Source organism: Streptomyces sp. NPDC093071, from assembly GCF_044754545.1.
Lineage (GTDB): Bacteria > Actinomycetota > Actinomycetes > Streptomycetales > Streptomycetaceae > Streptomyces.
Genome location: NZ_JBIVPH010000006.1, coordinates 14,732 through 28,783 on the forward strand (window position 1 = coordinate 14,732; position 14,052 = coordinate 28,783).

The window sequence follows — 14,052 nt, forward strand, 5'->3', positions numbered from 1 at the left end:
CCTTTCATCGTAGGTCCGGCCCCCGGCCCGTGCGCCCCGGCCGCGCCACCGGCCGCCGCGCGCCCCCTCAGCCGCCGTAGGCGCCGCTCGCCGTCAGGCGCAGGGCCGTGTCGATCAGCGGGACGTGGCTGAAGGCCTGCGGGAAGTTGCCCACCTGGCGCTGGAGCCTCGGGTCCCACTCCTCGGCGAGGAGGCCCAGGTCGTTGCGGAGCGCGAGCAGCTTCTCGAAGAGGGTGCGGGCCTCGTCGACCCGGCCGATCATCGCCAGGTCGTCGGCCAGCCAGAAGGAACACGCCAGGAACGCGCCCTCGTCGCCCTCCAGGCCGTCGACGCCCGCCTCCTCGCCCGCCGTGGGGTAGCGCAGGACGAAGCCGTCCTCCGTGGACAGCTCCCGCTGGATCGCCTCGATCGTGCCGATGACCCGCTTGTCGTCCGGCGGCAGGAAACCCATCTGCGGGATCAGCAGCAGCGAGGCGTCCAGCTCCTTGGAGCCGTACGACTGCGTGAAGGTGTTCCGCTCCTTGTCGTACCCCTTCTCGCAGACGTCCCGGTGGATCTCGTCGCGCAGCTCGCGCCAGCGCTCCAGGGGGCCGTCGGCGTCCCCGGACTCGATGAGCTTGATCGTGCGGTCCACGGCCACCCAGGCCATCACCTTGGAGTGCACGAAGTGTCGGCGCGGGCCGCGGACCTCCCAGATGCCCTCGTCGGGCTGGTCCCAGTTCTTCTCCAGGTACTCGATCAGCTTCAGCTGGAGCAGTGAGGCGTAGTCGTTGCGGGACAGGCCCGTCATGTGCGCCAGGTGCAGGGCCTCGGTGACCTCGCCGTACACGTCGAGCTGGAGCTGGTTGGCGGCGCCGTTGCCGACGCGGACCGGGCCGGAGTTCTCGTACCCCGGCAGCCAGTCGAGCTCCGCCTCGCCCAGCTCGCGCTCGCCCGCGATGCCGTACATGATCTGGAGGTTCTCCGGGTCGCCCGCGACGGCGCGCAGCAGCCAGTCCCGCCAGGCGCGGGCCTCCTCGCGGTAGCCGGTGCGCAGCATCGAGGAGAGGGTGATCGCCGCGTCCCGCAGCCAGGTGTAGCGATAGTCCCAGTTCCGCACGCCGCCGATCTCCTCGGGCAGCGAGGTCGTCGGGGCGGCGACGATCCCGCCGGTCGGCGCGTACGTCAGCGCCTTCAGGGTGATCAGGGAGCGGACCACGGCCTCCCGGTAGGGCCCGTGGTACGTGCAGTGGTCGACCCACTCGCGCCAGAAGTCGGCGGTCGCCTCCAGGGCCCCCTCGGGGTCCGGCAGTGCCGGCTGCTCCTTGTGGGAGGGCTGCCAGGAGATCGTGAGGGCGACCCGCTCCCCGGGGCCGACGGTGAACTCCGAGTACGTGGTGAGGTCCTCGCCGTGGGTCTCGGCCTCCGTGTCCAGCCACACCGAGTCGGGCCCGGCGACCGCGACCGTGCGGTCGCCGACCTTGTGCACCCAGGGCACGATCCGGCCGTAGCTGAACCGCATCCGCAGCGCGGACCGCACCGGGACCCGGCCGGAGACGCCCTCGACGATCCGGACCAGCTGCGGCGCGCCGTCGCGCGGGGGCATGAAGTCGGTCACCCGGACCGTGCCGCGCGGGGTGTCCCACTCGGACTCCAGGATGAGCGAGTCGCCCCGGTAGCGGCGCCGGTCGGCGGGGGCCGGCTCGGCGTCCTCGGGACCCGCGGGCGCCACCCGCCAGAATCCGTGTTCCTCGGTGCCGAGGAGTCCCGCGAAGATCGCGTGCGAGTCGAAGCGGGGCAGGCAGAGCCAGTCCACGCTGCCGTCCCGGCAGACCAGGGCAGCGGTCTGCATGTCTCCGATGAGTGCGTAATCCTCGATGCGCCCGGCCACGTGCTTCACTCCAGTCGAACGGCCATGTCCGCCCCTCGGGGCGCTTGCTCCAGAAGCCCGGCCGCGTGTGCCGGCCGGGGTCCGAGTGTGTCAGTGATCGGGAGGTCTGCGACAAGCCTCGGTCCGGGATGGGTCCCCGGGCGTTCGGCCCCGGGGGGACAGGCGGTGGCGTCGTCGGCCGGCCGGCTCGGCGGGCCATGTCCGAGCAGGATACGTCGCGCCCCGCGCCACCCGTTGATCACACCAGTAACGTCGTTGCTCCAATTGGGTGAACACCCCCTTTCCCCGTCCGGAGCCGACCGGGCCCCGGCCACGTCACCGGCCGTCCCACCGGCCACGTCCCCGTTCGCGTAGCCGTCCGTGCGCGCCCGGCTTCCGCGTGTGGCCGGAAGCGGTCTCGCCGGGTCGCTGATACCCTGGTACCCCGTGGACCGGTGGGAAACGGCGACAGCCGAGGACCCCGCAACCGCAGCGACGGCACCCCCCGATTCTTCCGGAGGGGACGCCGGTACGCACCTCCAGAACGCGACCACGGGAGCCCCCTCTTGGCGATGCCGCCCAACACCACGACGACCAAGCACATCTTCGTCACCGGGGGTGTCGCCTCCTCCCTCGGCAAGGGCCTGACCGCCTCCAGCCTGGGTGCGCTCCTCAAGGCGCGGGGCCTGCGGGTCACGATGCAGAAGCTCGACCCGTACCTGAACGTCGACCCCGGCACCATGAACCCGTTCCAGCACGGTGAGGTGTTCGTCACCAACGACGGCGCCGAGACCGACCTGGACATCGGCCACTACGAGCGCTTCCTCGACGTCGACCTCGACGGCTCGGCCAACGTCACCACCGGCCAGGTCTACTCGCAGGTCATCGCCAAGGAGCGGCGCGGCGAGTACCTGGGCGACACCGTGCAGGTCATCCCGCACATCACCAACGAGATCAAGTCCCGGATCCGCCGCATGGCGACCGACGACGTCGACGTGGTCATCACCGAGGTCGGCGGCACCGTCGGCGACATCGAGTCCCTGCCGTTCCTGGAGACCGTCCGCCAGGTCCGCCACGAGGTCGGCCGCGACAACGTCTTCGTCGTGCACATCTCGCTGCTGCCCTACATCGGCCCCTCCGGCGAGCTGAAGACCAAGCCGACCCAGCACTCGGTCGCCGCCCTGCGCAACATCGGCATCCAGCCCGACGCGATCGTGCTGCGCGCCGACCGCGACGTCCCCACCGCCATCAAGCGCAAGATCTCGCTGATGTGCGACGTGGACGAGGCCGCCGTGGTCGCCGCCATCGACGCCAAGTCGATCTACGACATCCCGAAGGTGCTGCACACCGAGGGCCTGGACGCCTACGTCGTCCGCAAGCTCGACCTGCCCTTCCGCGACGTGGACTGGACCGTCTGGGAGGACCTCCTGGACCGCGTCCACAACCCGGAGCACGAGGTCACCGTCGCGCTCGTCGGCAAGTACATCGACCTGCCCGACGCCTACCTGTCGGTCACCGAGGCCATGCGGGCCGGCGGCTTCGCCAACAAGGCCCGGGTCAAGGTCAAGTGGGTCACCTCCGACGACTGCAAGACCCCGGCCGGCGCCGAGAAGCAGCTCGGCGACGTCGACGCGATCCTCGTCCCCGGCGGCTTCGGCGACCGCGGCGTGAGCGGCAAGGTCGGCGCGATCCAGTACGCCCGCGAGCACAAGGTGCCGCTGCTCGGCATCTGCCTGGGCCTGCAGTGCATCGTCATCGAGGCCGCCCGGAACCTGGCGGACATCCCCGAGGCCAACTCCACCGAGTTCGACCCGGCCACCGCCCACCCCGTCGTCTCCACGATGGAGGAGCAGCTCGCGTACGTCGAGGGCGCGGGCGACCTGGGCGGAACGATGCGCCTGGGCCTGTACCCGGCGAAGCTCGCCGAGGGCTCGATCGTCCGCGAGGTCTACGGCGACGAGCCGTACGTCGAGGAGCGCCACCGCCACCGCTACGAGGTGAACAACGCGTACCGCGCGGAGCTGGAGAAGAAGGCCGGTCTGGTCTTCTCCGGCACCTCCCCGGACAACAAGCTCGTCGAGTACGTCGAGTACCCGCGCGAGATCCACCCCTACCTGGTCGCCACCCAGGCGCACCCGGAGCTCCGCTCCCGCCCGACCCGCCCGCACCCGCTCTTCGCGGGCCTGGTGAAGGCCGCGGTGGAGCGCAAGACGGGCAAGTAGGACGCAGGCGTTAACGTTGCCGGGGTGCGGGCCCGTGGGGGTCCGCACCCCGGTTTTCGTGTGTCTACGGGAGGACGACCGATGGAGCTGCAGGACACCCCGCAGGAGTGGCGGATCGCCGCGACGGCGACCCCCTTCCGGGGAAACAAGACGAGTGTCCGCACGGACGACGTGGTCATGCCGGACGGCGAGGTCGCGCGCCGCGACTACCAGGTCCACCCCGGCTCGGTGGCCGTCCTGGCCCTGGACGAGGAGGACCGGGTCCTGCTGATCAAGCAGTACCGGCACCCGGTGCGGCAGAAGCTCTGGGAGATCCCGGCCGGACTGCTCGACGTGCCCGGCGAGAACCCGCTGCACGCCGCCCAGCGCGAGCTGTACGAGGAGGCGCACGTCAAGGCCGGTGACTGGCGGGTCCTGTCCGACGTCTACACCTCGCCGGGCGGCTGCGACGAGGCCGTACGGATCTTCCTCGCGCGCGACCTCGCGGAGGCGGAGGGGGAGCGCTTCGAGGTCTCCGAGGAGGAGGCCGACATGGAGACGGCGCGGGTGCCGCTCGCGGAGCTCGTGCGCGGGGTCCTCGCGGGCGACCTCCACAACAACTGCCTGGTCGTCGGCGTCCTCTCGCTCGCCGCCGCCCGCGCCGGCGACGGCCTGGACTCCCTCCGCCCGGCGGACGCGCCTTGGCCGGCCCGCCCGTTCGAGGCGTAGGCCCTGGCCGGGCGAGGGTGGGGTGGGGTGGGGGCGGATGCCGTGGTCTCCGGTCCCGGCTTCGGCCCGTCTCCGGTCCCGGCTCTGGCCGTCCCCGGTCCCGGCCCGTCTCTGGTCCCGGTCCGGCCCCGGCTCCGGCCCTGGTTCCGCCCCCGTCCCCGGCCCTGGACCGGTCCTGGCACGTCCCTGGTCCCGTCCCCGGTTCGGTCCCGGTCCCGGTCCGTCTCTGGTCCTGCCCCCGGCTCCGGCTCCGGCTCCGGTCTGGCCCCGGCTTCGGCCCGGTCCTGGGTCCGTCCCGGCCCCGGCTCCGGCCCGGCCCGGCCCTGGACCGGTCCCCGTACGTCCCGGGTTCGGTCCCGGTCCCGGCCCGTCTCTGGTCCTGCCCCCGGCCCCGGCTCTGGCCTGGCCCCGGCCTGGCCCCGGCTCCGGCCCGGGGGCCGTCCCGGTCCGGGGGCCGGCGGGGTGGGCCCCGCCGGTTCGGCCGGGGCGGCGCGCCCCTGAAGCGTATCCCCGAGGTGCACCGCAGGGTCGGACGCGGTGTCCGGTGTGACCATCCGCTGATCCGATCGGGGGATGTGTCCGCCCTGCTCCGCCGGGTACGTGCCGTGCCCTGAACTACGCTCGGAAACGCCCGCGCGGAGCCCCTCCGGCGGGATCGGCTCGTGCGCAGGTGGACGGGAGCGTGGCCCGTGACGGATCAGGCGGTGGCGGCAACCGGCAGCGGGCGGTTCTTCGGCCGCCAGCGCGAGTTGAAGGCCCTGCGCGCCGACATCGAACGGACCGGGCTCGACACCCTCACCGGCCGCAAGGCACCCCGCGCCCGGGTCCTGCTCGTCGCGGGCAGACCCGGCTCCGGGCGCACGTCCCTCGCCGAGGAGCTGGCCGCCGCGGTCGCCGACCGGTACCCCGACGGGATCTTCCGGGCCCGGCTCACCGAGCCCGGCGGCGAGCCCGTCCCCACCGGCCGGGCCGCCCAGGAGCTCCTGGGCGCCCTCGGGGTCGCCGAACCCCCCGGCGCCGCCGAGGACGAGCTGACCGAACTGGTCCGCGGCGCCTTCGCCGGGCGCCGGGCCGTCCTGATCCTCGACGACGCCGTGGACGCCGAGCAGGCGGACCCGCTGATCCCCGACGAGCCCGGCACCCTGGTCATCGGGGTCGCCGGGGGGCCGCTCACCGGCATCCCCGACGTACGGCCCTGCACCCTCGGCGGACTCGACCCCAAGTCGGCCATCGAGCTGCTCACCTCCTTCACCGGCTCCGTCCGCGTCACCGTCGACCCGCAGGCCGCCGAGGCCCTCGTCGAGGAGTGCGGGGGGCTGCCCGCCGCGGTCGTCCTCGCCGCCGGCCGGCTCTCCACCCACCCCGAGATCTCCGTCGCGGACCTCGCCAAGCGGCTGCGCGGCCTGAGCGGCGACCCCCTCACCCGGGCCTTCCTGCTCGCCCACGAGGGGCTGCCCGCCACCGCCGCCCGGATACTGCGGTTCCTCGCGCTCGCCCCGCTCGGCCGGGCCGACGCCCACACCGCCTCCGCCCTGGCCGGCTGCTCGGTCTCGGCGGCCGCCACCACGCTCGCCGACTTCGCCGCCCTGGGACTCGTCTCGGCCGGCGAGGACGGGCAGTACGAGGTGCGCGCCCACCTCGTCCCCCTCCTCCGGGCCCGCCTGGAGGAGCACGACCGGCCCGCCGAGGTGCAGCTCGCCCGGGCCCGGATGCTGGAGCGGACCGTACGGCTCCTCCAGTCCTGCCGCGCGGTCACCGAGCCCGAGGGCTCGCCCGCCCGCAGGAAGCTGGCCGGGCTGCCGCGGGCCCTGCGCTTCCCGAACGCCGCCGCCGGGGCCGCCTGGCTGGACTCCCGGCAGCCCGTCCTGCTCGCCTCCGCCCGCCTCGCCGTCGCCGACGGGGAGATCGACACCCTGGCCCGCCGGCTGATCGCCTCCCTGGTGCGGGCGCTCGCCGCGCACCGGGGCGCCGAGGCGGCCGCCCCCGAGCTGTACGGACTGCACCGGCTCGTCCTGGACGTGGCCGAGCGGCGCGGACTGCACCGCGAGCGGGCCGCCGCCCTGCTGAACCTGGCCGACCTCGACGCCCGCACCGGCCGGACGAAGGAGGCTCTGCTGCGATATCGGTCGGCTTTGGAGGCCGGACGCGCAGCAAATGACCCGTACGCGACCGGTCGGGCGATGGAATCCGTAGGTGGCTCCTATCAGGAGCTGGGGGACTGGCAGCGGGCCGGCGACTGGTACGGACGGGCGCTCGCCCAGCGCCTCGCCCGGGACGAGCGCGCCGACCAGGCCCGGCTGTACGCCCGGCTCGGCGCCGTGCAGACCTACGCCGGGCGGTACGGGGAGGCCCTGCGGAACTGGCGGGCCGCCGCCGCCGGCTACCGCAGGCTCTCCGATCTCCCGGGCTACGCGCGGGCGTTGAGCGAGGCGGCCCGGGTCCAGGAGTACGCGGGGCGGCCCGAGGAGTCCCTGCGGACCTGCGAGGAGGCCGTGGAGTGGGCCCGCCGGGCCCAGGACGTCCGGCTCCAGGCGGCGCTCCGGCTCCGGCTCGCCGACACCCTCGACCGGCTCGGCGACCCGGCGGCGGCCCGGCTGCACCGGGCCGGAGCGGAGAGACTGCTGGAAACGGAACCATCCGCCTACGAAATCCGCAGTGGCTCCGTCGAAGATTAGTACTTTGAAAGGCTAGACAGCGGGAACTCCTTCATTAGACTGGTTCTGCCGCGTTCGAACGTGGTCTGCCCCGGTGTGCCGTGATGCATCCGGGTATGTATCGCAGTGCGCCAGTTATCCCTCCCTGATTCAAGGACCGTGATCGACGATGAAGGTCGGCATCCCCCGCGAGGTCAAGAACAACGAGTTCCGCGTGGCCATCACCCCCGCGGGTGTCCACGAGCTCGTCCGCCACGGCCACCAGGTCTTCGTCGAGCAGAACGCCGGCGTCGGCTCCTCGATCACGGACGCGGAGTACGTCGCCGCCGGCGCCGAGATCCTCCCCACCGCCGACGAGGTCTGGGCCACCGCCGACCTGCTGCTCAAGGTCAAGGAGCCGATCGCGGAGGAGTACCACCGCCTCCGCAAGGACCAGACCCTCTTCACCTACCTGCACCTCGCCGCCTCCCGCGAGTGCACCGACGCGCTGCTCGCCTCCGGCACCACCGCCATCGCGTACGAGACCGTCGAGACCGCCGGCCGCGCGCTCCCGCTGCTCGCCCCGATGTCCGAGGTCGCGGGCCGCCTGGCCCCGCAGGTCGGCGCCTACCACCTGATGCGCTCGGCCGGCGGCCGCGGCGTCCTCCCCGGCGGCGTCCCCGGCACCCACGCCGGCCGTGCCGTCGTCATCGGCGGCGGCGTCTCCGGCTGGAACGCCACCCAGATCGCCGTCGGCATGGGCTTCCACGTGACCCTGCTCGACAAGGACATCAACAAGCTCCGCGAGGCCGACAAGATCTTCGGCACCAAGGTGCAGACGATCGTCTCCAACGCCTACGAGCTGGAGAAGGCCGTCGTCGAGGCCGACCTCGTCATCGGCGCCGTCCTCATCCCGGGCGCCAAGGCCCCGAAGCTGGTCACCAACGAGCTCGTCGCCAAGATGAAGCCCGGAAGTGTCCTTGTCGACATCGCGATCGACCAGGGCGGCTGCTTCGAGGACTCGCACCCGACCACCCACGCCGAGCCGACCTTCCGCGTCCACGACTCGGTCTTCTACTGCGTCGCCAACATGCCCGGCGCGGTCCCGAACACCTCGACCTACGCCCTCACCAACGCCACGCTGCCCTACATCGTGTCGCTGGCGAACAACGGCTGGGCCGAGGCCCTGCGCCGCGACGCCGCCCTCGCCCTGGGCCTCAACACCCATGACGGCAAGGTGGTTTACAAGGAGGTCGCCGAGGCGCACGGCCTTCCGCACGTCGAGCTGAACAGCCTCCTGGGCTGACCCCCGCGGCACCGCCGTCAACGCGGGCCGTCAATACCACGCACCCGGCCGGACCTTGTTCGACAAGGTCCGGCCGGCTGTGTCTCCGAGCACGCCGAAACGTTCGGGCAACTCGCGGCGAACGTAACTCTTTAACCGTTTCGCGCACCCCCGAAACGCGCGGATGCGTGGCCGCGCACCCTTGACAGAGGGGTGTTCGGTTGCCGACACATCGGGTCGGGTCCGGCGGATTGTGTTGCTGCGGACCGGTGACACGCCATAGAGTCGCCAACCGTCGGCATGGTGCCACGCTGACCTATCGATAAATGTTCCTGGTCACACCCAAGGAGGTAAGACGACTTGTGAATGAGTCGACATTTACTCCCGGGAGTGGTGCGCCGGGCGCCCCGATCGGCTCCGTCGCGGTGCGGACCTTCGCGACGCACCAGCCCATGACGACAGCCCACACGATGAAGACGATGGACGGCCTACACGTGAACGCCACGGCCGGCAACGAGATGGGCCGAGAGTCCACCCACTTCGCCGCCTACGACGAGGTGCCCGAGGGGCACTTCTACGACCCCGACGCCGAGTACGAGCCCGATCCGGAGTACGCGGCCACCCTCGCGCCCGACGCCGCGCGCCAGCGCCGCGAGCGGATCGGCCCGACCGGGCGGCCCCTGCCGTACTTCCCGATCCCGGGCCCGCTGACCGACCACGGACCCGCGAAGATCATCGCGATGTGCAACCAGAAGGGCGGCGTCGGCAAGACCACGTCGACCATCAACCTGGGCGCCGCGCTCGCCGAGTACGGGCGGCGGGTCCTGCTCGTCGACTTCGACCCGCAGGGAGCCCTGTCGGTCGGCCTCGGCGTGAACCCGATGGAGCTCGACCTCACCGTCTACAACCTGCTCATGGAGCGGGGCATGTCGGCCGACGAGGTCCTCCTCAAGACCGCCGTGCCCAACATGGACCTGCTGCCGAGCAACATCGACCTCTCGGCCGCCGAAGTCCAGCTCGTCAGCGAGGTCGCGCGCGAGTCGACGCTCCAGCGCGCCCTGAAGCCGCTGCTGAACGACTACGACTACATCGTGATCGACTGTCAGCCCTCGCTCGGCCTGCTGACCGTGAACGCCCTGACGGCCGCTCACAAGGTCATCGTGCCGCTGGAGTGCGAGTTCTTCGCGCTGCGCGGCGTCGCCCTGCTGACCGAGACCATCGAGAAGGTCCAGGAGCGGCTCAACCCCGAGCTGGAGCTCGACGGCATCCTCGCCACGATGTACGACTCCCGGACCGTGCACAGCCGCGAGGTGCTCGCGCGCGTCGTCGAGGCCTTCGACGACCACGTGTACCACACGGTCATCGGGCGGACCGTGCGCTTCCCGGAGACCACGGTCGCCGGCGAGCCCATCACCACGTACGCCTCCAACTCCGTGGGCGCCGCCGCCTACCGCCAGCTCGCCAGGGAGGTGCTCGCCCGGTGTCACGCCGAGTGAGTCTGCCCGGCGCCGACGAACTCTTCCGTACGACCGGGGGCACGGCGCTCCAGGCGTCCTCACCCCGCCGGGCCGTTCCGGCACCGGCGGGTGAGAGCGACCCGGCGGCGGCCGAGGGCTCCCCGGAGCACACGGCGGCGGACTCCGAGGCGGCGGAACCCCGCGCCCGGGCGTCCGCCGAGGCCGAGAAGGCGGCTCCGGCCGCCGCCCCCGCCCAGGCCGCCGCACCCCGGCGGCGCGGCGGCGGAGGCCGTGCCGCGAGCCGACGGCCCAGCGGCCGCGAGCGCCACGACGAGAAGATCACGGTCTACGTCTCCGCCGAGGAGCTGATGGACCTGGAGCACGCCCGGCTCGTGCTGCGCGGCGAGCACGGCCTCGCCGTCGACCGGGGCCGGATCGTCCGGGAGGCCGTCGCGGTCGTCCTGGCGGACCTGGAGTCCCGCGGCGACGCGAGCATCCTCGTCCGCCGTCTGCGCGGCCGCTGACGGTAGCCTGCGGGCTGCCGCGCCCTCCGCTCCCCCTGGACCCCCATGCACCACGCCCCTGACGAAACGTCCCGCCCACCGCACCGCCGCCCTCTGGGCCGAGGCGGGTCCCTGCGGGGGGCGGAGACGGGGGCGACCGGGGCCTCCACGACGACCGACCGGGCCGCCGAGGGGCCCGAGACGACCGCACGGCCGCCTGCGGCCGACCGGGAAGTGCCCGGGCCCGCCGCCGGGGCCCCCGAGGCGGCTGTACGGCCTCCCGTCGTGGCCGACCGGGAACTCTCCGGACCCGCCGCCGAGGGCCCCGCGACGGTTGTACGGGCTCCCGTGGCCGATCGGGAACTGTCAGGGCCTGCCACCGAGGCCCCCGAGGCAGATGTACGGCCTTCCGTGGCCGACCGGGGGCTCCCCGGGGCCGCCGCGCTCGCGGAGGAGGGTGCCCGTGAGGGCCGCCGCCCGGCCGCTGCCGGGGAGGCCGGGCCCGTGGAGGCCGAGGCTCTTGGTGACCTGTACGCCGCCGGGACGGACGTCGCTGACGCGGCGCCCCCGGCCGGCGGGCCCGGACCGGTCGGGGGCGACGCCGGGGGAGACCCTGATCGCGTCGAGGCGGCCGGGGGGCGGTTCACCGTGCGGCTCGCCAACTTCGAGGGGCCCTTCGATCTGCTGCTCCAGCTGATCACCAAGCACAAGCTCGACGTCACCGAGGTCGCGCTCTCCGAGGTCACCGACGAGTTCATGGCGCACCTGCGCGCCCTCGGGCCGGACGGGGACCTCGACCAGACCACCGAGTTCCTGGTCGTCGCCGCCACCCTGCTCGACCTCAAGACCGCCCGGCTGCTGCCCGCCGCCGAGGTGGAGGACGAGGCCGACCTCGCCCTCCTGGAGGCCCGCGACCTGCTCTTCGCCCGGCTCCTCCAGTACCGCGCGTACAAGCGGATCGCCGCGATCCTGGAGGAGCGGTGGGAGGACGAGGGCCGCCGCCACCCCCGTACCGTCGGACTCGAACCGCACCACGCCGCGCTGCTCCCCGAGGTCGTCCTCTCCGTCGGCGCGGAGGGCCTCGCCAGGCTGGCCGTCAAGGCCATGCAGCCCAAGGCCGAGCCGCAGGTGTACGTCGAGCACATCCACGCCCCCCTCGTCAGCGTCCGGGAGCAGGCCGCCGTGGTCGCCGCCCTGCTGCGCGAGCGCGGCACGGCGGCCTTCCGGGAGCTGATCGAGGACGCCGACGACACCCTCACCGTCGTCGCCCGCTTCCTCGCCCTCCTGGAGCTCTACCGGGAGCGGGCCGTCGCCCTCGACCAGGAGACCGCCCTGGGCGACCTCACGGTCTCCTGGACCGGCGGGGACGGGGAGACCCGGGTCACCGACGAGTTCGACCAGGAACCCGGACAGGAACAGGAAACGGAGGCCCGCGCGTGAGCGCCCCCGACACCGATACCGACGTCGACGCCGACCTCAAGCCCTCGCTCGAAGCCGTCCTCATGGTGGTCGACGAGCCCGCCACCGAGGCCCACCTCGCCGAGGTCCTCGGCCGCACTCCCGGGGAGATCGCCGAGGCCCTGCGCGAGCTGGCCGGGGAGTACACCGCCCAGGGCCGCGGCTTCGAGCTGCGCCACGTCGCCGGGGGCTGGCGCTACTACACCCGCCCCGCCTACGCCCCGGCCGTCGAGGCCTTCGTCCTGGAGGGCCGGCAGGCCCGGCTCACCCAGGCGGCCCTGGAGACCCTCGCGGTCGTCGCGTACCGCCAGCCGGTCAGCCGTTCCCGCGTCTCCGCGGTCCGCGGGGTCAACTGCGACGGCGTGATGCGGACCCTCCTCCAGCGGGGTCTGGTGGAGGAGGCGGGCGCGGAACCCGAAACAGGTGCGATCCTGTACAGGACGACGAACTACTTTCTGGAGCGGATGGGCCTGCGCGGCCTGGACGAACTCCCCGAGCTCGCGCCCTTCCTCCCCGAGGCGGAGGCGGTCGAGCCGGACTCCCTCGAAGGCGTTCCGTCGTTCGAACCCGACGCAGACGTAGACGACAAGACGGAACTTTGATGCGAAGCAGCAGCGGCAGGAACAGCAGCGGAAACAACGGCGGGAGCCGTGGTGGCAACAGCGGCGGCCGCGGCGGCAGCAGCGGTGGCGGCCGGGGCGGCAGCGGCTCCGGCGGTGGCGGCTACCGGGGCGGCGGCTCCGGCAGCGGCGGCGGTGGTTACCGGGGCGGCGGCAGCGGCTCCGGCGGCTACCAGGGCGGTGGCGGCCGCGACGACCAGAAGCGTCCGAGCAACCCCCGCAGGCCCCGTCCCGAGGAGCGTTCCTACGACGTGAGCCCGCCCGCCGACGCCCCGAAGAAGGGGCGCGGCTCCGCGGCCCGCGGCGGCGCCAAGGGCGGCCCCAAGGCCCCGCAGGGCGGCACCCCGCCCCGTCGCGGCCCGCACGGGCAGCGGCAGACCCCGGCCCGCTCGCGCGAGCTCGACGCCAAGATCGAGCAGCGCAACCGGGAGCGGTACGAGAACCGGCCCGTCGTCAAGACCCCCAAGACCTTCCCCGGCGCCGAGCAGGAGGGCGAGCGGCTGCAGAAGGTCCTCGCCCGCGCCGGCATGGGCTCGCGCCGCGCCTGCGAGGAGCTCATCGAGCAGGCCAGGGTCGAGGTCAACGGCGAGATCGTCGTCGAGCAGGGGATGCGCGTCGACCCGGAGCGGGACGAGATCAAGGTGGACGGACTGACCGTCGCCACCCAGTCGTACCTCTTCTTCGCCCTGAACAAGCCCGCCGGCGTCGTCTCCACCATGGAGGACCCGGACGGCCGCCAGTGCCTCGGCGACTACGTCACCAACCGCGAGACCCGGCTCTTCCACGTCGGCCGGCTCGACACGGAGACCGAGGGCATCATCCTGCTCACCAACCACGGCGAGCTGGCCCACCGCCTCACGCACCCGAAGTACGGCGTGAAGAAGACGTACCTGGCCGCCATCACCGGCCCGCTGCCCCGCGAGGTCGGCCGCCGCCTCAAGGACGGCATCCAGCTGGAGGACGGCTACGCCCGCGCCGACCACTTCCGCGTGGTCGAGCAGACCGGCAAGAACTACCTGGTCGAGGTCACCCTGCACGAGGGCCGCAAGCACATCGTGCGCCGGATGCTGGCCGAGGCCGGCTTCCCGGTCGAGAAGCTGGTCCGCACCGCCTTCGGCCCGATCGCGCTGGGCGACCAGAAGTCGGGCTGGCTGCGCCGCCTGACCAACACGGAGGTCGGCATGTTGATGAAGGAAGTCGGCATGTAGCACCGCCGGGGCGTCCGTACGCAGGGGCCCGTGACCGTTCCGGCGGTCACGGGCCCCCGTGCGTCCGCACCCCGCCCTTGTGGCCGAAGTCCGCCACCCTTTATAGTCA

At 73.0% G+C, this 14,052-nt stretch carries 10 protein-coding genes; 9 read left to right on the top strand and 1 reads right to left on the bottom strand.

The window, feature by feature from the left end; translation table 11 throughout:
* Positions 1-67: 67 nt before the first annotated feature.
* A complete protein-coding gene (locus tag ACIQD7_RS22890) occupies positions 68-1,870 on the bottom strand; it encodes a glycoside hydrolase family 15 protein (RefSeq protein ID WP_402443835.1) in 1,803 nt (600 codons plus the stop codon).
* Positions 1,871-2,421: 551 nt separating this feature from the next.
* Between ACIQD7_RS22890 and ACIQD7_RS22895 the strand changes: the two genes are divergently transcribed.
* The 9 genes from ACIQD7_RS22895 (at position 2,422) to ACIQD7_RS22935 (ending at position 13,943) form a co-directional block, all read left to right on the top strand.
* Positions 2,422-4,071: a CTP synthase gene (locus tag ACIQD7_RS22895; protein ID WP_351971411.1), complete on the top strand. Its 1,650-nt coding sequence runs from the start codon at positions 2,422-2,424 to the stop codon at positions 4,069-4,071.
* A gap of 81 nt (positions 4,072-4,152) precedes the next feature.
* Positions 4,153-4,779 carry an NUDIX hydrolase gene (locus ACIQD7_RS22900; RefSeq protein ID WP_351971412.1) on the top strand — a complete coding sequence of 209 codons (627 nt, stop codon included), beginning with the start codon at positions 4,153-4,155 and terminating at the stop codon, positions 4,777-4,779.
* Positions 4,780-5,468: 689 nt separating this feature from the next.
* Complete coding sequence (locus ACIQD7_RS22905; RefSeq protein WP_402443838.1) at positions 5,469-7,454, top strand: tetratricopeptide repeat protein; 1,986 nt, start codon at positions 5,469-5,471, stop codon at positions 7,452-7,454.
* Positions 7,455-7,602: 148 nt separating this feature from the next.
* Positions 7,603-8,718 (top strand): alanine dehydrogenase, encoded by a 1,116-nt coding sequence (gene ald, locus ACIQD7_RS22910; RefSeq protein ID WP_121831707.1) that lies wholly within the window; start codon positions 7,603-7,605, stop codon positions 8,716-8,718.
* A 449-nt stretch (positions 8,719-9,167) separates the two neighbouring features.
* Positions 9,168-10,193, top strand: a complete 1,026-nt coding sequence (locus ACIQD7_RS22915) for a ParA family protein (protein WP_237528814.1) — start codon at positions 9,168-9,170, stop codon at positions 10,191-10,193.
* Positions 10,190-10,678 carry a hypothetical protein gene (locus ACIQD7_RS22920; RefSeq protein ID WP_402444195.1) on the top strand — a complete coding sequence of 163 codons (489 nt, stop codon included), beginning with the start codon at positions 10,190-10,192 and terminating at the stop codon, positions 10,676-10,678. Before ACIQD7_RS22915 ends, ACIQD7_RS22920 begins: the two co-directional genes overlap by 4 nt.
* Positions 10,679-11,068: 390 nt before the next feature.
* Positions 11,069-12,097: a segregation and condensation protein A gene (locus ACIQD7_RS22925; protein WP_402443840.1), complete on the top strand. Its 1,029-nt coding sequence runs from the start codon at positions 11,069-11,071 to the stop codon at positions 12,095-12,097.
* Between the two features lie 62 nt (positions 12,098-12,159).
* Positions 12,160-12,717 carry an SMC-Scp complex subunit ScpB gene (scpB, locus tag ACIQD7_RS22930; protein ID WP_237529055.1) on the top strand — a complete coding sequence of 186 codons (558 nt, stop codon included), beginning with the start codon at positions 12,160-12,162 and terminating at the stop codon, positions 12,715-12,717.
* The gene (locus ACIQD7_RS22935; RefSeq protein WP_402443842.1) at positions 12,717-13,943 is read left to right on the top strand and encodes a pseudouridine synthase; all 1,227 of its coding nucleotides are present in this window, start codon (positions 12,717-12,719) and stop codon (positions 13,941-13,943) included. Before scpB ends, ACIQD7_RS22935 begins: the two co-directional genes overlap by 1 nt.
* The last annotated feature ends 109 nt before the right edge of the window (positions 13,944-14,052 follow it).